Here is a 16,767-nt window from a genome sequence, read left to right on the forward strand (position 1 = left end):
GGTTGGTTAATCCGGGGAAGCGAGGAACGATGGCCCAGCAGTCGACGAGGATGCTGCGCAGCTACGTCAGCGGCGGCTGGCAGACCGGCGAGGGTGAAGGCGTGCCCCTGCACGACGCCGTGACCGGTGCCGAGGTCGCGCGGATCTCCTCCGCGGGTATCGACATGGCCGCCGCGCTCGACCACGGCCGCCGGGTCGGCGGCCCGGCCCTGCGCGAGCTGACCTTCCACCAGCGGGCCGCGCTGCTCAAGGCCGTGGCCTCGCACCTGCGCGAGCACCGCGACGAGCTGTACGAGCTGTCCGCGAAGACGGGCGCCACGCTGGGCGATTCGAAGTTCGACGTCGACGGCGGCATCGGCGTGCTGTTCGCCTACTCCTCCAAGGGCAAGCGTGAGCTGCCCAACGACACGGTCTACGTCGACGGCAACGTCGAGCCGCTCAGCAAGAGCGGCACGTTCCTCGGCCAGCACATCGCCACTCCGCTGCGGGGTGTCGCGGTGCAGATCAACGCGTTCAACTTCCCGGTGTGGGGCCCGCTGGAGAAGTTCGCCCCGGCGTTCCTCGCGGGTGTGCCCAGCCTGGTCAAGCCGGCGAGCCAGACCGCGTACCTGACCGAGCGGGTCGTCGAGCTGATCATCGAATCCGGTCTGGTCCCGGAGGGCGCGCTGCAGCTGATCTCCGGCAGCGCCGGCGACCTGCTGGACCACCTCACCGAGCAGGACCTGGTGTCGTTCACCGGGTCGGCGTCCACCGCGCAGAAGCTGCGCACGCACCCGGTGGTCGTCCGCCACGCAGTGCGCTTCAACGCCGAGGCGGACTCGCTGAACTGCTCGATCCTCGGCCCGGACGCCACGCCCGGCACGGCCGAGTTCGACCTCTACGTCAAGCAGCTGGTCACCGAGATGACCGTCAAGGCGGGTCAGAAGTGCACCGCGATCCGCCGCGCGTTCGTGCCGGCCGACCTGCTCGACGCCGTCGCCGAGGCCGCCGCCGAGCGCCTGGCCAAGGTCAAGATCGGCAACCCGGCGTCCGAAGGCGTCCGCATGGGCGCCCTGGCCAGCCTCGAGCAGCGCGAGGAGGTCCGCCGCTCACTCAAGGCCCTGCAGGACGCCTCCAGCGTCGTCTTCGGCGACCCGGAGCGGGTCGAGGTGGTCGACGCCGACGCCGAGCGCGGCGCGTTCATCTCGCCGGTGCTGCTCAAGGGTGACCCCGAGCGCGCCGAGCCGCACGAGGTCGAGGCCTTCGGCCCGGTCTCCACGCTGATGCCCTACGACTCGGTCGAGCAGGTCATCGGTTACGCGGCGCGTGGCCAGGGCAGCCTGGCCGGGTCGGTCGTCACCGCCGACGCGCGGTTCGCCCGCGAGGTCGTCCTCGGCGTCGCGCCGTGGCACGGCCGTCTGCTGGTGCTCGACTCCGACGACGCGAAGGAGTCGACCGGCCACGGCTCGCCGATGCCGCAGCTCGTGCACGGCGGCCCGGGCCGCGCCGGTGGCGGCGAGGAGATGGGCGGCATCCGCGGCGTGCTGCACCACATGCAGCGCACCGCCGTGCAGGGCAGCCCGAAGGTGCTGACCGCGGTCACCGGCCGCTGGGTCGAGGGCGCCCCGCGCGCGACCGGGGACGTGCACCCGTTCCGCAAGTCCCTGGCGGAGCTGAAGATCGGCGACTCGGTGGTCGCCGGCCCGCGCCCGGTGACGCAGGAGGACGTGGACCACTTCGCCGAGTTCACCGGCGACACCTTCTACGCCCACACCGACCCCGAGGCCGCCGCGGCCAACCCGCTGTTCGGCGGCATCGTCGCGCACGGCTACCTGGTCGTGTCGTTCGCCGCCGGCCTGTTCGTCTCGCCCGAGCCGGGCCCGGTGCTGGCCAACTACGGCCTGGAGAACCTGCGCTTCCTCACCCCGGTCAAGCCCGGTGACGAGCTGACCGTGACCCTGACCGCCAAGCAGATCACCCCGCGCGAGAACGCCGACTACGGCGAGGTGCGCTGGGACGCCGACGTGACCAACCAGAACTCCGAGTCCGTCGCGAAGTACGACGTGCTCACGCTCGTGGCCAAGGAGAAGTGATGACCGCGACCCTGTCCGAAGAGGACCTCGAACGGCACTTCGAGCACACCATCGACAAGGACCAGCGGATCGAGCCGCGGGACTGGGTTCCCGAGGGCTACCGCAAGACGATGATCCGGCAGATCGCGCAGCACGCACACTCCGAGATCATCGGCATGCAGCCGGAGGGCAACTGGATCACCCGCGCGCCGTCGTTGCGGCGCAAGGCGATCCTGCTGGCCAAGGTGCAGGACGAGGCCGGGCACGGGCTGTACCTGTACTCGGCGGCCGAGACGCTGGGCGCGGACCGCACCGACCTGACCGAGAAGCTGATCAGCGGGCGGCAGAAGTACTCGTCGATCTTCAACTACCCGACGCTGACGTTCGCCGACGTCGGCGCGATCGGCTGGCTCGTCGACGGCGCGGCGATCTGCAACCAGGTCCCGTTGTGCCGCAGCAGTTACGGCCCCTACGCGCGGGCGATGATCCGGATCTGCAAGGAGGAGTCCTTCCACCAGCGGCAGGGCTACGAGCTGCTGATGACGATGATGAAGGGCACCCAGGCGCAGCGCGACATGGTGCAGGACGCGGTGAACCGGTTCTGGTGGCCGTCGCTGATGATGTTCGGCCCGCCCGACGCCGAATCGGCCAACACCGCGCAGTCGATGGCGTGGAAGATCAAGCGGCACACCAACGACGAGCTGCGCCAGCGGTTCGTCGACATGACGGTGCCGCAGGCCGAGGCGCTCGGCGTGACACTGCCCGACCCGGAGCTGAAGTGGAATCCCGAACGCGGGCACTACGACTTCGGCCCGGTGGACTGGGACGAGATGAAGCAGGTCGTCGCGGGCAACGGCCCGTGCAACGCCGAGCGCATGGCCCGGCGGCGGCAGGCGCACGAGGACGGCGCGTGGGTCCGCGAGGCCGCGGCCGCGCACGCGCGCAAGATGGCGGAGGCGAAGGCGTGAGCAAGAGCGAGTGGCCGTTGTACGAGGTGTTCGTGCGCGGCAAGCGGGGACTCAACCACGTGCACGTCGGGTCGCTGCGCGCGGCCGACGACCAGATGGCCCTGCACAACGCGCGTGACCTGTACACGCGGCGCAACGAGGGTGTGAGCATCTGGGTGGTCAAGGCGTCGGACATCACCGCGTCCTCGCCGGACGAGAAGGACCCGTTCTTCGCGCCGTCGGGCGACAAGGTGTACCGGCACCCGACGTTCTACGACATCCCCGACAACGTCCCCCACATGTGAGCCGATCATGTCCTTCGACAACGCTTATGAGTCACTGATCGACGCGCACGACGATTCGCGGTGGGCGTTCGGCACCGGGTTCGAGGACCCGCTGGCCGGGGTGGACACCTCGGTTCCGTCCGGTGTGGACGGTGCGGACCTCGCGCAGTACTGCCTGATGCTGGGCGACGACGCGCTGGTGTTCTCGCACCGCCTGCAGCAGTGGTGCACCCGGGCGCCCGAGCTCGAGGACGAGGTCGCGATCGCCAACATCGGCCTGGACCTGCTGGGCCAGGCCCGGCTGCTGCTCGCCCGCGCGGGCAAGTCCGACGGCAGCGATCGCGGTGAGGACGCGTTCGCGTTCTTCCGCGACGAGCACGAGTTCCGCAACGTCCGGCTCGCCGAGCTGGAGCGCGGCGACTTCGGGCAGCTCATCGCGGCCCTGCTGGTGTTCTCCACCTGGCGGCTGGCGCTGTTCCAGCGGCTGCGGTCCTCGGTGGACCCGGTGCTGGCCGCGATCGCCGACAAGGGCGTCAAGGAGCTGACCTACCACCGCGACTACGCCGCCCAGTGGGCGGTGCGGCTGGGCGATGGCACCGCGTTCTCGCACGAGCGCATGCAGGCGGGGCTGGAGCGGGTCTGGCCGTTCGTGGCCGAGCTGTTCGTGCCGCACGAGATCGAGTCGCGGCTGGCCGCGGCGGGCGTCGCGGTGGACCCGGCCGCGGTCCGCGAGGAGTTCGACGGCGTGCTGGCGCAGGTGCTCGGCGCGGGGACGCTGACGCGGCCCGAGGTGAGCGGCAAGGCCGGGGTCAACGGCCAGACCGGGCGCGGCGGCCGGCACACCGAGGCGATGGGCTACCTGCTGGCCGAGCTGCAGAGCGTGGCCCGCGCCCACCCGGAGGCGACATGGTGAGCGCCCGCGCCGTCGCGGAGACCGTCCGCGACCCCGAGCTGCCCATGCTGACGCTGGCCGACCTCGGCGTACTGCGCGAAGTGTCCGAATCGGACGGTGCGGTGACGGTGTCGATCACTCCCACCTACACCGGGTGCCCGGCGATGGACACCATGCGCGACGACCTGGTCCACGCACTGCAGGGCGCCGGGTACTCGCGCGTCGAGGTCCGCACGGTGCTGCAGCCGGCCTGGAGCACCGACTGGATCAGCGAGCGCGGCCGCCGCGCGCTGGCCGAGGCGGGCATCGCGCCACCGGGCAGCGCGCCGCGACAGGCGTCCGGGCCGATCCCGCTGACACTGGGCCCGACGGTGCGGCGCGTGTCCTGCCCCCGCTGCGGGTCGGCGGACACGGAGCTGGTGTCGCGGTTCGGGGCCACCGCGTGCAAATCATTGATGCGGTGCCGGTCCTGCGACGAACCCTTCGAGCACGTCAAGGAGATCTGAGGTGACCGCGAGCACCAAGTCCAGGCTGCGGGGCGACTTCCACACGCTGACCGTGGCCGAGGTGACGCCCCTGTGCGACGACGCCGTCGCGGTCACCTTCGCCGTGCCGCCGGAACTGTCCGACACCTACGCGTTCCGCGCCGGGCAGTCGTTGACGTTGCGGCGCACGATCGACGGGCGCGAGGAGCGCCGGTCGTACTCGATCTGCTCGCCGGAGGGCAGCGCGCCGCGCATCGGCGTGCGCGAGGTGCCCGACGGGTTGTTCTCGACGTGGCTCGTGCACGACGTGCGGCCCGGCGACGAGATCGAGGTGGGCACCCCGACCGGGAACTTCACGCCCGACCTGTCCACACCGGAACACCACGTCCTGATCGCGGCGGGCTCGGGCATCACGCCGGTGCTGTCGATCGCGTCGACGGTGCTGCGCGACCCGGCCGCGACGGTCACGGTGCTGTACGGCAACCGGCGCACGGACACCGTGATGTTCGCCGACGAGCTGGCCGACCTGAAGGACCGTTACCCGGACCGGCTCGAGCTGGTGCACGTGCTCTCCCGCGAGCCGCGCGAGGCGGAGCTGTTCACCGGCCGCCTGGACGGCGACAAGCTGACCGCGCTGCTGGCGTTGTTCCCCGACGTGTCGGCAGTCGGCCACTGGTGGCTGTGCGGTCCGTTCGGGATGGTCACGGTCGCGCAGGAGCGGTTGCGCGCGGCGGGCGTGCCGTCCGGGCGGATCCACCAGGAGCTGTTCTACGTGGACGACGTGCCGCCGGAGCCGGTGCGGCACGAGGAGAAGGCGCTCGGCGGGGTCGTCACCCAGGCGACGATCGTCCTCGACGGACGGTCCACGACGGTCGCCGTGCCGCGGGACGTGCCCGTGCTCGACAGCGCGCAGAAGGCCCGGCCGGACCTGCCGTTCGCCTGCAAGGGCGGCGTGTGCGGCACCTGCCGCGCGAAGGTCACCAGCGGCAAGGTGGACATGCGCCGCAACTTCGCGCTGGAGGACAACGAGGTCGACGCCGGTTTCGTGCTGACCTGTCAGTCGATGCCGGTCTCGGACGAGCTCACGATCGACTTCGACGTGTGATCGGCATCGCCTTCGCCGCGGCGGCCAGCGACGCCGCCGCGGCGATCGCGAGCACGATCGCCAGGATGCCGGACGACCACACGGACATGGCGAGCGCCAGGTAGACCTGCACCGCCGCGGTCGCCGCGAAGACCAGCGACAGGACGAGCCAGACCGGGCGGTCGGTGACCGGTGTCTTGGACTGGCCGAAACCCACTGCGAAACCCCTCCCGCGTAGTTCGGATACTGCTGGTATCGCCTCGCGGGTCCTCCGGGTTACCGCGGCGCCGGATCAGTGAGCTTGTCAACATTTGCCAGTTGGTCACTGCGTGTCGACCGCGGAGTGACGCCGTTCACCCGGCCGGGCGGCTCGGTTCACCGGGCTCGTGCAGAATCATGCGGTGACCGTGATCGCCAACGCCTCGCCGAGCAGCCGCCGCGCCGTGCTGAGCTGGGCATTGTGGGACTGGGGAGCCTCGGCGTTCAGCGCCGTCATCCTCACCTTCGTCTTCACCGTCTACCTCACCGAGGGTGTCGCCGCCGACACCGAAAGCGGGTCCCAGGCGCTGGGCGTCGCCACGACCATCGCCGGTGTCGTGGTCGCGCTGCTGGCCCCGGTCACCGGGCAGCGCAGCGACGCCGGCGGCCGTCGCAGGCTCTGGCTCGGCGTGCACAGCGCGATCGCGATCCTCTGCACGGCGGGCCTGTTCTTCGTCGAGAACGACCCGTCCTACCTGCTCGCCGGCCTGGTCCTGCTGGCCGTGGGCAGCGTGTTCTTCGAGTTCGCCGAGGTCAACTACAACGCGATGCTCGTCCAGGTCTCCACGCCGAAGACGATGGGCCGGGTGTCCGGCTTCGGCTGGGGCATGGGCTACTTCGGCAGCGTCATCGCGCTGGCGATCGTGCTGTTCGCGTTCGTGCAGCCGGACGTCGGCCTGTTCGGGGTGACCTCCGAGGGCGGCCTGAACATCCGCGTGGTCGCGCTGTTCGTGGCGGTGTGGTTCGCGGTGTTCGCGCTGCCGGTGCTGCTGTTCGTGCCGGAGAACCCGCCGTCGGGGGAACGGCGGCGCTCGAACTTCTTCTCCGGCTACGTGGTGCTGGCCAAGCGGCTGGCGGAGCTGTGGCGCACCGACCGCCGCACCCTGTGGTTCCTCGCCGCGAGCGCCCTCTACCGGGACGGGCTGACCGCGATCTTCACCTTCGGCGGCGTGGTCGCCGCCGGGACGTTCGGGTTCAGCCAGACCGAGGTCGTGCTGTTCGCGATCGTGGCGAACGTGACGGCCGGGATCGGGGCGGTCGGCGGTGGCCGCCTGGACGACCGGGTCGGCCCGAAGACGGTGATCGTGACGTCGCTGATCGCGCTGGTGGTGATCGGCGCGGCGCTGTGCGCGCTGCCCGGCAAGGCGACGTTCTGGGTGTGCGGGCTGTGCCTGTCGGTGTTCCTCGGGCCGGCGCAGGCGGCGAGCCGGACGTTCCTGGCGCGCATCGTCGAGCCGGAACGGGAGGGCGAGGCGTTCGGCCTCTACGCCACCACCGGCCGGGCCGTGAGCTTCCTCGGTCCGCTGGCGTTCAGCGGGTTCATCACGATCTTCGACAGCCAGCGGGCCGGCATGGCGGGGATCGTGCTGATCCTGGCCGCCGGGCTGGCCGCGATCCTGCCGGTGAAGGCCCCGGCCGGGCACAATGGATGACCATGGAGTCCACCCGCGTGGACCGCTGGCTGTGGGCGGTCCGGCTGACGAAGACCCGATCGGACGCCGCCGCGGCCTGCCGCGGCGGGCACGTGCGCGTCAACGACCGCCCGGCCAAGCCCGCCACGGGTGTGCACCCCGGCGACACGGTGCGGGCGCGCGTGCATGACCGGACGCGGATCGTCGAGGTGGTGCGGGTGATCGAGAAGCGGGTCGGCGCCCCGGACGCGGCCACCTGCTACATCGACCGCACGCCCGCCCCGCCGCCGGAGGCGCTGATGCCGGTCGCCCGCCGCGAGCGCGGCGCCGGCCGCCCGACGAAGCGCGATCGACGGCTGCTGGACCGGTTGCGCGGTCAGAGCTGGTAGACGCGCCGGGCGTTGTCCCGGGCGACCAGGTCCACCACCCGCCGCGCGTCGGCCTCCGACCAGTCGCCGTCCGCCACCCACCGGCCGAACGTGGCCGCCACGGCGCGCCGCCACAGCAGCGCGCCCAGGTAGTGCAGCTCCGGCGGGCCCCACGCGTCCGAGGAGTACAGCTGCTTGGCGAACGGCGCCAGCTCGAACGACTCCGCCACCACCGCCGCGCTGCGCACCCCGGTGTGGTTGATGCCCAGCCCGACGTCGAAGTGCACGTTCGGGAACGCCTGCGCCAGGTACCCGGCCTCGCGGTGGTAGGGGTAGCAGTGCAGCAGCAGGACCGGCACGTCCGGCACCGACCGCAGGAAGTCCATCAGGTGCAGCGGGTTGACGCGGCGCAGGTCGAGGTCGCGGTCGCCGAGCCCGGTGTGCAGTTGCAGCGGCAGGCCGCGCGCGATGGCGGCGTGCAGTCCGAACCGGATCAGCACCTCGTCGTCCAGCCGCTCGCCGCCGCTGTCGAGCCAGCGGCTCGCGGCCTGAACGACCTCGGCCGGCTCCGGCGCGGTCAGGTCGATGTCGAACCCCGTGCGGTAGGCGAGGATCGACTTGGTCCCCACGGCGTTTTCCGTGCGTGCCGACAGGCGTGCCGTGAAGGCGTCGGCGTAGTCGCGTCCGGTCACGTTCTCCCGCGCCAGCTCTTCGGCCAGCGCCTCGAGCCGCACCACCTCGTGCGCCCGCCCGCCGGAGGCCGACTCGATGCCGTGCACGCCCAGCAGCGAGCCGGTGGCATGTCCGGTGTCGACGATCCAGTCGCTCACCCCGGCGTCGCCGAGGAACCGTCGGGTCACCTCGCCCACGCCCAGTTCGGTGCGCCGCTTCCAGTACTCGTCGGCGGGGGCGTGCGCGGGCAGGTCGAGCACCGGGGCGCACCACCGCCGCACCGCGAACCCCAGCTGCGAGTCGAACTGCGTCATCCACGGCGGGATCGGATCGGGCGAGCCCTCGTTGAGGTGCCCCTCGAACTCGGCGCGCTCCAGCTCGACCGTGAACGCGCCGTGCACGTGGTGGTCCACGAGCGGCACCGCCGCCACGTGCTGGTCGAGCGCGGTCACCACGGGCACCTCCTCGCCGTCGGGGTCAGGGTTCCCGCCGCGCGCGCCATTCACGCACGATGTGCTCCACGTCGAACGGGGCGAGGTTCAGCGGCGGACCCGGCGGGGGCCGCCGGATGGCCGCGACGATCTCGGCGTTGATGTCGTCCAGGATGCGCCGCACCTCGGCCTCGGAGGCGGCCTCGGCGGCCGCCGCACGCGCCTGTGCCGCCCTCTTGCGCAGTGCCAGCGACGGCGGCAGGTAGGTCACGTTCTCGCGCGCCAGCTTGTCCCGCAGCCACGCGTTCTCGTCGTGCGGCTTCTTCAGCCATGCCAACGGTTTCCCGGCACCCGGCAGGTTCTCGAACTCGCCGCGTTCGGCCGCCTCGCGGATCTGCTTCTCCACCCAGGTCTCGAAGCTCACGCCCGGGGGCTTGCGCTCGGTCACGGCGAACCTCCTCCCGCTGTGATACCTGTCTACCACCGGCCGCGCGCGGCCGGTTCCTGTATTACCGTGCGGTAATGCACGCCGTCAGCGAGAAAACGGTGGGCGAGCCCACCCTGGCCGACCTGCTCGACCTCGAGGAGATCGACCGCGACCTCTACCGCGCCAGCCTCGTCTTCGACGACCCGTTGCCGCTCTACGGCGGTCAGGTCGCCGCGCAGGCCCTCATGGCCGCCGGCCGCACGGTGTCCGAGGAGCGGTTGCCGCACTCACTGCACGGCTACTTCCTGCGGCCCGGTGACGCGACGCGCCCGACGATCTTCCACGTCGAACGCGACCGCGACGGCGGTTCGTACTCGGCCCGGCGGGTGGTCGCCGTGCAGAACGGCGAGGTCATCTTCAACATGTCGGCGTCGTTCCACCGCCGCGAGGAGGGCGTCGACCGCGAGGCCCACCCCGAGCGGCCCGAGGGCGACCCGGAGCAGCTGCCCGGCGGCGGCATGCCGCGGCTGTTCTCGATGGAGGGCCGCCTGCCCGAGCAGCCCTACCCGGACGGCCAGTGGCCCACGCGGTTCTGGGGTCGTTGCTCGCTGACCCTGCCGGACGACCCGTTGACCCACGCGTCGGTCCTGACCTACCTGTCGGACATTTCCTCCGGGGTGGCCGCGTTCGGCAACGAGGAGGCCGCTTCCGGGGCCAGCCTCGACCACGCGGTGTGGTTCCACCGGACCGGGCGGCTCGACGACTGGGTACAGCTCGATCTCGTGCCGCAGTCCGTCGCGGGCGGGCGCGGCTGGTACACCGGCACCGTGCGCACGCGGGACGGTGTGCTGCTCGCGAGTCTCGCGCAGGAGTGCCTGTTCCGGAACCGCAGGCGGTAACGTTCGCCGCGTGAAGGTCGATTTCGCGGTTCCGTTCGAGACCCCGGCCGACTGCCGCGAGCAGGTGCGGCGCGCCGAACGCGACGGGTTCGACGGGGTGTGGACGACCGAGGTCAAGCACGACCCGTTCCTCCCGCTCGCGCTCGGCGCCACGGTGACCGAGCGGGTCGAGCTGGGCACGGCGATCGCGGTGGCGTTCGCGCGCAACCCGATGACGGTCGCGCAGGCGGCCAACGACCTGCAGGAACTGTCCGGCGGCCGGTTCGTGCTCGGTCTGGGCACGCAGGTGAAGACCCACGTCACGCGACGGTTTTCGATGCCGTGGTCGCAGCCGGCGGCCCGGATGCGCGAGTTCGTCCTGGCGCTGCGGGCGATCTGGGAGTGCTGGGAGAGCGGGACCCCGCTGCGGTTCCGCGGCGAGTTCTACACGCACACGGTGATGACCCCGATGTTCACCCCGGCGCCCCACGCGTTCGGTGCGCCCAAGGTGTTCCTGGCCGGGGTGGGGACCGGGATGACGCGGGTCGCGGGCGAGGTGGCGGACGGGTTCCTGTGCCACGGGTTCACCACCGAGCGGTACCTGCGGGAGGTGACCATTCCGGCGCTGACCGCCGCGCGCGGCTCGCTCGACGGGTTCGAGCTGGCCGGTTCGCCGATGGTGGTGACCGGGCGGACCGACGAGGAGCTGGCCGGGGCGGTGGCGGCGACGCGACGGCAGATCGCCTTCTACGGTTCGACGCCGGCTTACCGGGGTGTGCTGGAGCTGCACGACCGTGCCGCCCTCGGCGACGACCTGCACGCGCTGTCCCGCCGCGGCGAGTGGGAGAAGATGGGCACGCTCGTGGACGACGAGTTGCTGCACGCGATCGCCGTGGTGGGCCGGCCGGACGAGGCCGCCGCGGAGGTGCGCCGCCGTTACGGCGACGTGTTCACGCGGGCGACCCTGTACACGCCGTACGAGGCGGATCCGGCCCTGGTCGCGGAGGTCGCCGCGGCGGTGCGTGGTCAGGGCGCGGTTCCGCGTGCGTGATGGCCCCGCGGACCGCCCGTGCAGAGGTGGCGGGGTCTGACCACCCGCTGCGCCGGTGCTCCGCGTGGCCGGGACGCGCGGAGGTGTGTCGCCGTCCGAGACCCGGCCGCTCCTCCAAGCGCGGGCGGGGCGGTCAGGAGGGCGAGAAGTGGTCGTCGTCCTCCTGGTGCGGTGGGTGCTCGGCCGGGGCGCCCTCCTGCTCGGCCTGCTCGTGCGGGCGGGTCAGGTGCGCGGCGCGGGCGGCCTCCTTCGCCTCGGCGATCGCCTGCTTGGACTCCGCCAGGTCGTTGTGTTCGTCCTCCGGCATGATCTTCTCCCTTCTCCGGTCCCGGCTACCACCCGCGCGAATCCGCAAACCCGCTCCGAAGTGGCTCAGCCGCGCGGGGCGTACATGATCAACGCGACACCGGCGAGGCAGATCAGCGCGCCGATGACGTCGAAGCGGTCGGGCCGGTAGCCGTCGGCGACCACGCCCCACGCCAGCGACCCCGCGACGAAGACGCCCCCGTACGCGGCGAGGATGCGGCCGAAGCTGGCGTCGGGCTGCAGGGTGGCGACGAAGCCGTACAACCCGAGCGCGATCACACCGGCGCCGATCCAGATCCACCCGCGGTGCTCGCGGACTCCCTGCCAGACGAGCCACGCACCACCGATCTCGGCCAATGCCGCCAGCACGAACAACCCGATCGACCGCAGAACCACCACGGACCGACCCTAGCCGGGACGGGGCCAGGCCCTCGGCGGCAAGGCCCGTGCCGAATGCCCGGACCGGTGTCGCACACGGCGCGAGCTTGTCCGTGTTCCCCGCTTTCCCGGTGACCCCAAGGTCACTCAGGGCAGGTGTCCGCGCTACGGGGACAAGCTCAGCGCGAGCCGGCAGGACGTGCTCGATGCCGGGGGATTGCGGTGCGGCAGCGCGGGTGCCGCGGGTTGCGGCTGGATGTGGCAACTCGCGCGAGTCCGGACCGGACCGCGCGGTGTCCTCCCCGTCAGGGGCGCGGGATGTTGCGCAGGTTGCTGCGCGCCAGCTCGACCATCTTTCCCACGCCGCCGTTCAGGACGGTCTTGCTCGCGGCCAGTGCGAAGCCCCGGAGCATCTCGCTGGTGATCTTGGGCGGGATGGACATCGCGTTGGGGTCGGTGGTCAGCTCGACCAGTGCGGGGCCTGGTTGCTCGAACGCCTTGGTCAGCGCGGCGCGGATCTCGGCCGGGTGGTCGACCCTGGTGGCCGGGATGCCGCACGCCGCGGCGATCGCGCTGAAGTCGACCGGCGTGTGGTCCGTGCCGTAGGAGGGCAGGCCGTCCACCAGCATCTCCAGCTTCACCATGCCGAGCGAGGCGTTGTTGAACAGCACCACCTTCACCGGCAGGTCGTACAGCGACAACGTCAGCAGGTCGCCCATCAGCATCGCGAGCCCGCCGTCGCCGGAGAGCGAGACGACCTGGCGACCCGGGCAGGCCAGCGCGGCGCCGATCGCGTGCGGCAGCGCGTTCGCCATGCTGCCGTGCCGGAACGAGCCGATGACGCGACGCCGGCCGTTGGGCGTCAGGTACCGGGCCGCCCACACGTTCCCCATGCCGGTGTCCACAGTGAACACCGCGTCGTCCGAGGCGACCTCGTCCAGGATCGCCGCCGCGTACTCCGGGTGGATCGGCGTGTGCCGCTCGATGTCCCGCGTGTAGGCGTCGACCACCTTCTCCAGCCGCCGCGCGTGCTCGCGCAGCATCCGGTCCAGAAAGGACCGGTCGGTTCGCCGCCGCAACCGCGGGAGCACCGCCGCGAGCGTTTCCTTCACCGAGCCGTGCACGGCGAGGTCGAGCGGCGTCCGGCGCCCGAGGTGCGCCGGGTTCGTGTCGATCTGGACGGTGTGCGCCTGCGGCAGGAACCCGTCGTAGGGGAAGTCGGTGCCCAGCAGCACCACCCGGTCCGCCTCGTGCATCGCGCCGTAGCAGGCCCCGTAGCCGAGGAGCCCGCTCATGCCGACGTCGAAGGGGTTGTCGAACTGGATCCACTCCTTGCCGCCCAGCGAATGCCCCACCGGCGCGAGCAGCGTGCCCGCCAGCGCCATCACTTCGTCGTGCGCGTCCCGGCAGCCCGCGCCCGCGAACAGCATCACCTTCTCGTCGCTGTCGAGCACCTCGGCCAGTTCGGCGATCTGCGCCTCCCGCGGCACCACCGGCGACGGCTCGACCACGTGCACGGTCTCGGCGCCCGACCCCGCGGCGCGGCGCTCGGACACGTCGCCCGGGATGGTCAGCACCGACACCCCGCCCCGCCCCACCGCGGTCTGCATCGCGATCCGCAGCAGGCGCGGCATCTGGTCGGCCTGGGACACCAGTTCGCTGTAGTGGCTGCATTCGGCGAACAACTGATCGGGATGGGTTTCCTGGAAGAACCCGGTGCCGATCTCGGTGGACGGGATGTGCGAGGCGATCGCGAGCACCGGCGCGCCGCTGCGGTGTGCGTCGTAGAGCCCGTTGATCAGGTGCAGGTTGCCCGGGCCGCAACTACCCGCGCACACCGTGAGCCGCCCGGTGACCTGCGCCTCCGCGGCCGCCGCGAACGCCGCCGTCTCCTCGTGGCGCACGTGCACCCAGTCGATGCCCGGCGTGCGCCGCACGGCGTCGACGATCGGGTTCAGACTGTCGCCGACGATCCCGTAGATGCGGCGAACGCCGCAATCCCGCAGGATCCGCACCATCTGCTCGGCCACTGTCGCCATTTGCCCACCTCTCTCGGGTCCGGGACCCAGGGTCCTCTCGGAGCGGTGCGGCCGTCCACCCAACTTCACTCGTTACGGGCAGAAATCCGTTTTGCCACCATCGGGCCGCCGGGCCGGGACCCGCGCGGCACCGGGACCCGGCGAACAGGTCACCCGAGCCCGCCGTCGGCGCGCAACGCCCCGAACCGTCCACCGACGACCGGCCCGACGGCCCGGTCGACCGCCGGCAGCAGGTCGCCCGAGCCGCCGTCGCGCCCGCTGCGTCCCCGTACCAACGGACAGCGGCTCGTGGTGCTCCAGCACCAGCAGCGGCCCATGCCGCGGTGATCCGGAGCCCGCGACCCGGACCGCCCAGCGCGTCGACCCGCACCCCCGGCAGCTCGCCCAGCCGGCCGGCCCCGGACGCGGCCGCGCGCGTGTCACGACGCGGTACCGGCTCGGGTGAGGTGACCCGCGTGTGGTCGTGGCCGGCCGCCGCGCCCGCAGGTCCTCCGGCGTCAGGTGTCGTTGGCCGTGATCCAGGCCGCGATCTGGCTGCGGGAGGTGAATCCGAGCTTCGCCAGGATGTGTTCGACGTGGGTTTCCGCCGTGCGCTGGGAAATCACCAGCTGCCCGGCGATCTGCCGGTTGCTCAGGCCCTTCGCGACGAGCCCGGCGATCTCGGACTCGCGGGCGGTGAGCGGGTTGCGCGAGTTGGTCTCCGGAGCGGCGGGCGCCCGCCGCTCGTCCAGGGCGAAGGCCACCGCCTTCTCGAACGACATCGCCGCCCCGCGCGCGTGTTCCTGTTCGAACGCCGCCCGTCCCAGCGCCTCGCGGGCCGGGAGCGCCGCCTCGGTCTCCGACACCTGCTGCAGCGCCGGTTCGATGCGCCCGGCGCCGGAGAGCCGCCACGCGGTCGCGGCCGCGCCGAGCAGGCGGGCGGCGCGGGTGAACCGCCGGTCCGCGGCCGCGCACCACGCCAGCGTCTCCAGGCTCAACGCGATACCCGAGTGGTCGCCGGCCGGCTCGCGCAGGCGGATCGCGTCGCGCTGCAGCCGTTCCGCGCGCCGCAGGTCGCCGCGCCGCCACACCGCCAGCCCCAGCACCCACCGCGCGAGCGCGGTGTACCAGGGCGGGTCGCCGTGCGCCGCGCACAGTTCGACCGCCTGCTCGCCCGCCTCCTCGGCGTTCGGTTCGCCGAGCACGAAGCGGGCCAGCGCGAGGTAGGGCAGGATCTGCAACGCCAGCCCGTCGGACCCGAGCCTGCGGCACGCCTCGTGCGCCTCCTCCAGCAGGGCGCAGCTCCGCTCCGGATCGCCCAGGAAGTACCGGGACACGCCCTCGCACACGAGCAGTTCGGCGTCGACCACCGGGTCGGCCAGATCGGCGGCGACGCTCCGGTACTCCCGCAGCCGCCCGGCGAACCCCTTGCGCACTCCCAGCCACGTGCAGGTCAGCAGCGAGGCGTGCAGCGCGCGGGCCCGTTCCACCGAGGGGCCGCCGTCGCGCTCGAGCACGCGGTTCAGCCACCGGCTGCCCTCCACCAGGTGCCCGCCCGCGATCCAGAACGTCGACAGGTTCCCGGCCATCTCCAGCGCGGGCCGCGGATCCGGCTCCTCGAGCCACGACTCCAGCGCGGCGCGCAGGTTCGCGTGGTCGTCCTGCAGCCGCGTGATCCAGTCCTGCTGGCGCGCCGTGATCTTCTCCCGCGTGAAGCGCCGGGCGAGCTCGCGGTAGTAGTCGCGGTGCCGCCGGGCCGATTCGGCCGGGGTGCCGGTGTCGGCCAGGCGGGCGGCCGCGAACTCGGCGAGCGTCTCGAGCATCCGGTAGCGCGCGCTGTGCCCGTACGTCTCCCGTTCGCGTACCAGAACCGATTTGTCGACCAGTCCGGCGAGCAGGCTCAGCACCTCGCCGCCGTCGATGCCGTCGCCCACGCACACGTACTCCGCGGCGGGCAGGTCGAAGCCGCCGCGGAACACCGAAAGCCGCTCCCACACCCGCTGTTCGGCGGGCAGGCACAGCCGGTAGCTCCAGTCGACCAGTGCCTCCAGCCCCTGCTGGCGCGGCGGCGCGGTCCGGGAGGCCTCGGTGAGCAGCGCGAAGCGGTCGGCGAGGCGGTCGTTGAGCTCGGTCAGCGACAGCGTGCGCAGCCACACCGCGGCCAGTTCGATGGCCAGCGGCAGACCCTCGACGCGACGGCAGATCGTGGCGATCAGCTCCTCGGTCCCGGCGTCGACCGCGAACCCCGGCGACACCGCCGCCGCGCGGTCGGCGAACAGCGAGATCGCATCCCAGCCGTTCGACCCCTCGGCGGCACCGGCCGGTTCGGGCAGGCTGAGCGGCTCCACCGGCAGCAGGTGCTCGCCCTCGACGGACAGCCGCTGGCGGCTGGTCGCCAGCACCCGCAGGCCGCTCGTCGCGGCGAGCAGCTTGCCCAGCAGGGTCGCGCACGCGTCGGTGACGTGCTCGCAGTTGTCCAGGACCAGCAGGACCTGCCGGTCACCGATGAGCTGGGCGAGCCGGTCGGCGGGCTCGACGGCCTCGTCCCGCAGGCCGAGCGCGGCGGCGACGGTCTGCGGCAGCAGCGCCGGGTCCTCGAGGGAGGCCAGTTCGGCGAAGTGGACGCCGTCCGGGAAGGCGCGCTTGAGCCCGATGGCCGCCCGCACCGCGAGCCGGGTCTTGCCGACCCCGCCGAGCCCGGTGAGCGTCACCAGGCGCGCGGTGGAGAGCAGCCGCCGGATGTCGGAGAGCTCCTGCCGACGTCCGACGAAGCTCGTGAGCTCGCTCGGAAGTGTGCCCGCCACCGCAACAGCCTAGTTCGCGAG

At 72.2% G+C, this 16,767-nt stretch carries 18 protein-coding genes; 10 read left to right on the top strand and 8 right to left on the bottom strand.

The window, feature by feature from the left end:
• The first annotated feature begins 50 nt into the window (after nucleotides 1-50).
• From paaZ to paaE, 6 genes are read left to right on the top strand one after another with little or no spacing between them, the layout of a single operon-like run.
• A complete protein-coding gene (gene paaZ / locus FB470_RS18845) occupies nucleotides 51-2,072 on the top strand; it encodes a phenylacetic acid degradation bifunctional protein PaaZ (protein ID WP_306999356.1) in 2,022 nt (673 codons plus the stop codon).
• Nucleotides 2,072-3,019: a 1,2-phenylacetyl-CoA epoxidase subunit PaaA gene (gene paaA / locus FB470_RS18850; RefSeq protein WP_306993287.1), complete on the top strand. Its 948-nt coding sequence runs from the start codon at nucleotides 2,072-2,074 to the stop codon at nucleotides 3,017-3,019. The genes paaZ and paaA overlap by 1 nt, the downstream gene beginning before the upstream one ends.
• A complete protein-coding gene (gene paaB / locus FB470_RS18855) occupies nucleotides 3,016-3,303 on the top strand; it encodes a 1,2-phenylacetyl-CoA epoxidase subunit PaaB (protein WP_306993289.1) in 288 nt (95 codons plus the stop codon). Before paaA ends, paaB begins: the two co-directional genes overlap by 4 nt.
• 7 nt (nucleotides 3,304-3,310) lie before the next feature.
• Entirely contained in the window at nucleotides 3,311-4,195 is an 885-nt protein-coding gene (gene paaC / locus FB470_RS18860) for a 1,2-phenylacetyl-CoA epoxidase subunit PaaC (protein WP_306993291.1), read from the top strand.
• Nucleotides 4,189-4,680, top strand: a complete 492-nt coding sequence (gene paaD / locus FB470_RS18865; RefSeq protein ID WP_306993293.1) for a 1,2-phenylacetyl-CoA epoxidase subunit PaaD — start codon at nucleotides 4,189-4,191, stop codon at nucleotides 4,678-4,680. Before paaC ends, paaD begins: the two co-directional genes overlap by 7 nt.
• Nucleotide 4,681: 1 nt before the next feature.
• Nucleotides 4,682-5,764, top strand: coding sequence for a 1,2-phenylacetyl-CoA epoxidase subunit PaaE (paaE, locus tag FB470_RS18870; RefSeq protein WP_306993296.1), 1,083 nt, complete (start codon nucleotides 4,682-4,684; stop codon nucleotides 5,762-5,764).
• On the opposite strand, the gene FB470_RS18875 is transcribed toward paaE, so the two are convergent.
• Complete coding sequence (locus FB470_RS18875) at nucleotides 5,742-5,960, bottom strand: hypothetical protein (protein WP_306993298.1); 219 nt, start codon at nucleotides 5,958-5,960, stop codon at nucleotides 5,742-5,744. The genes paaE and FB470_RS18875 overlap by 23 nt on opposite strands.
• Before the next feature lie 184 nt (nucleotides 5,961-6,144).
• On the opposite strand from FB470_RS18875, the gene FB470_RS18880 reads away from it, so the two are divergent.
• Nucleotides 6,145-7,434 carry an MFS transporter gene (locus FB470_RS18880; RefSeq protein ID WP_306993300.1) on the top strand — a complete coding sequence of 430 codons (1,290 nt, stop codon included), beginning with the start codon at nucleotides 6,145-6,147 and terminating at the stop codon, nucleotides 7,432-7,434.
• A 2-nt stretch (nucleotides 7,435-7,436) separates the two neighbouring features.
• The gene (locus FB470_RS18885) at nucleotides 7,437-7,802 is read left to right on the top strand and encodes an RNA-binding S4 domain-containing protein (protein WP_306993301.1); all 366 of its coding nucleotides are present in this window, start codon (nucleotides 7,437-7,439) and stop codon (nucleotides 7,800-7,802) included.
• Here FB470_RS18885 and FB470_RS18890 read toward each other — a convergent pair.
• Together FB470_RS18890 and FB470_RS18895 are read right to left on the bottom strand one after the other, a co-directional pair.
• The gene (locus FB470_RS18890; RefSeq protein WP_306993303.1) at nucleotides 7,790-8,905 is read right to left on the bottom strand and encodes an amidohydrolase family protein; all 1,116 of its coding nucleotides are present in this window, start codon (nucleotides 8,903-8,905) and stop codon (nucleotides 7,790-7,792) included. The two genes, FB470_RS18885 and FB470_RS18890, sit on opposite strands and share 13 nt — an antisense overlap.
• Before the next feature lie 25 nt (nucleotides 8,906-8,930).
• Nucleotides 8,931-9,332 (bottom strand): DnaJ family domain-containing protein, encoded by a 402-nt coding sequence (locus tag FB470_RS18895; RefSeq protein ID WP_306993305.1) that lies wholly within the window; start codon nucleotides 9,330-9,332, stop codon nucleotides 8,931-8,933.
• A 74-nt stretch (nucleotides 9,333-9,406) separates the two neighbouring features.
• On the opposite strand from FB470_RS18895, the gene FB470_RS18900 reads away from it, so the two are divergent.
• Both FB470_RS18900 and FB470_RS18905 read left to right on the top strand, forming a co-directional pair.
• Nucleotides 9,407-10,210 carry an acyl-CoA thioesterase gene (locus FB470_RS18900; RefSeq protein ID WP_306993307.1) on the top strand — a complete coding sequence of 268 codons (804 nt, stop codon included), beginning with the start codon at nucleotides 9,407-9,409 and terminating at the stop codon, nucleotides 10,208-10,210.
• 10 nt (nucleotides 10,211-10,220) lie between these two features.
• Nucleotides 10,221-11,240, top strand: a complete 1,020-nt coding sequence (locus FB470_RS18905) for a TIGR03617 family F420-dependent LLM class oxidoreductase (RefSeq protein ID WP_306993309.1) — start codon at nucleotides 10,221-10,223, stop codon at nucleotides 11,238-11,240.
• Between the two features lie 133 nt (nucleotides 11,241-11,373).
• On the opposite strand, the gene FB470_RS18910 is transcribed toward FB470_RS18905, so the two are convergent.
• From FB470_RS18910 to FB470_RS18930, 5 genes are all read right to left on the bottom strand, one after another.
• Nucleotides 11,374-11,547: a hypothetical protein gene (locus FB470_RS18910; RefSeq protein ID WP_306993311.1), complete on the bottom strand. Its 174-nt coding sequence runs from the start codon at nucleotides 11,545-11,547 to the stop codon at nucleotides 11,374-11,376.
• Nucleotides 11,548-11,612: 65 nt separating this feature from the next.
• The gene (locus FB470_RS18915; RefSeq protein WP_306993313.1) at nucleotides 11,613-11,945 is read right to left on the bottom strand and encodes a YnfA family protein; all 333 of its coding nucleotides are present in this window, start codon (nucleotides 11,943-11,945) and stop codon (nucleotides 11,613-11,615) included.
• 284 nt (nucleotides 11,946-12,229) lie between these two features.
• Nucleotides 12,230-13,963, bottom strand: coding sequence for a pyruvate dehydrogenase (locus tag FB470_RS18920; protein WP_306993315.1), 1,734 nt, complete (start codon nucleotides 13,961-13,963; stop codon nucleotides 12,230-12,232).
• A gap of 149 nt (nucleotides 13,964-14,112) precedes the next feature.
• Nucleotides 14,113-14,238 carry a hypothetical protein gene (locus tag FB470_RS18925; protein ID WP_306993317.1) on the bottom strand — a complete coding sequence of 42 codons (126 nt, stop codon included), beginning with the start codon at nucleotides 14,236-14,238 and terminating at the stop codon, nucleotides 14,113-14,115.
• Between the two features lie 222 nt (nucleotides 14,239-14,460).
• A complete protein-coding gene (locus FB470_RS18930; RefSeq protein ID WP_306993319.1) occupies nucleotides 14,461-16,746 on the bottom strand; it encodes an ATP-binding protein in 2,286 nt (761 codons plus the stop codon).
• Nucleotides 16,747-16,767: the final 21 nt, after the last annotated feature.

Origin of the sequence: Amycolatopsis thermophila, assembly GCF_030814215.1 — a bacterium.
GTDB lineage: Bacteria > Actinomycetota > Actinomycetes > Mycobacteriales > Pseudonocardiaceae > Amycolatopsis_E > Amycolatopsis_E thermophila.

What these genes read in the sequence shown, in the direction of transcription:
- FB470_RS18885 (WP_306993301.1), top strand. Translation starts at nt 7,437, where the DNA reads ATGGAGTCCACCCGCGTGGACCGCTGGCTGTGGGCGGTCCGGCTGACG.
- FB470_RS18910 (WP_306993311.1), bottom strand. Translation starts at nt 11,547, where the DNA reads ATGCCGGAGGACGAACACAACGACCTGGCGGAGTCCAAGCAGGCGATC.
- paaD (WP_306993293.1), top strand. Translation starts at nt 4,189, where the DNA reads ATGGTGAGCGCCCGCGCCGTCGCGGAGACCGTCCGCGACCCCGAGCTG.
- paaA (WP_306993287.1), top strand. Translation starts at nt 2,072, where the DNA reads ATGACCGCGACCCTGTCCGAAGAGGACCTCGAACGGCACTTCGAGCAC.
- FB470_RS18900 (WP_306993307.1), top strand. Translation starts at nt 9,407, where the DNA reads ATGCACGCCGTCAGCGAGAAAACGGTGGGCGAGCCCACCCTGGCCGAC.
- FB470_RS18920 (WP_306993315.1), bottom strand. Translation starts at nt 13,963, where the DNA reads ATGGCGACAGTGGCCGAGCAGATGGTGCGGATCCTGCGGGATTGCGGC.
- paaC (WP_306993291.1), top strand. Translation starts at nt 3,311, where the DNA reads ATGTCCTTCGACAACGCTTATGAGTCACTGATCGACGCGCACGACGAT.
- paaZ (WP_306999356.1), top strand. Translation starts at nt 51, where the DNA reads ATGCTGCGCAGCTACGTCAGCGGCGGCTGGCAGACCGGCGAGGGTGAA.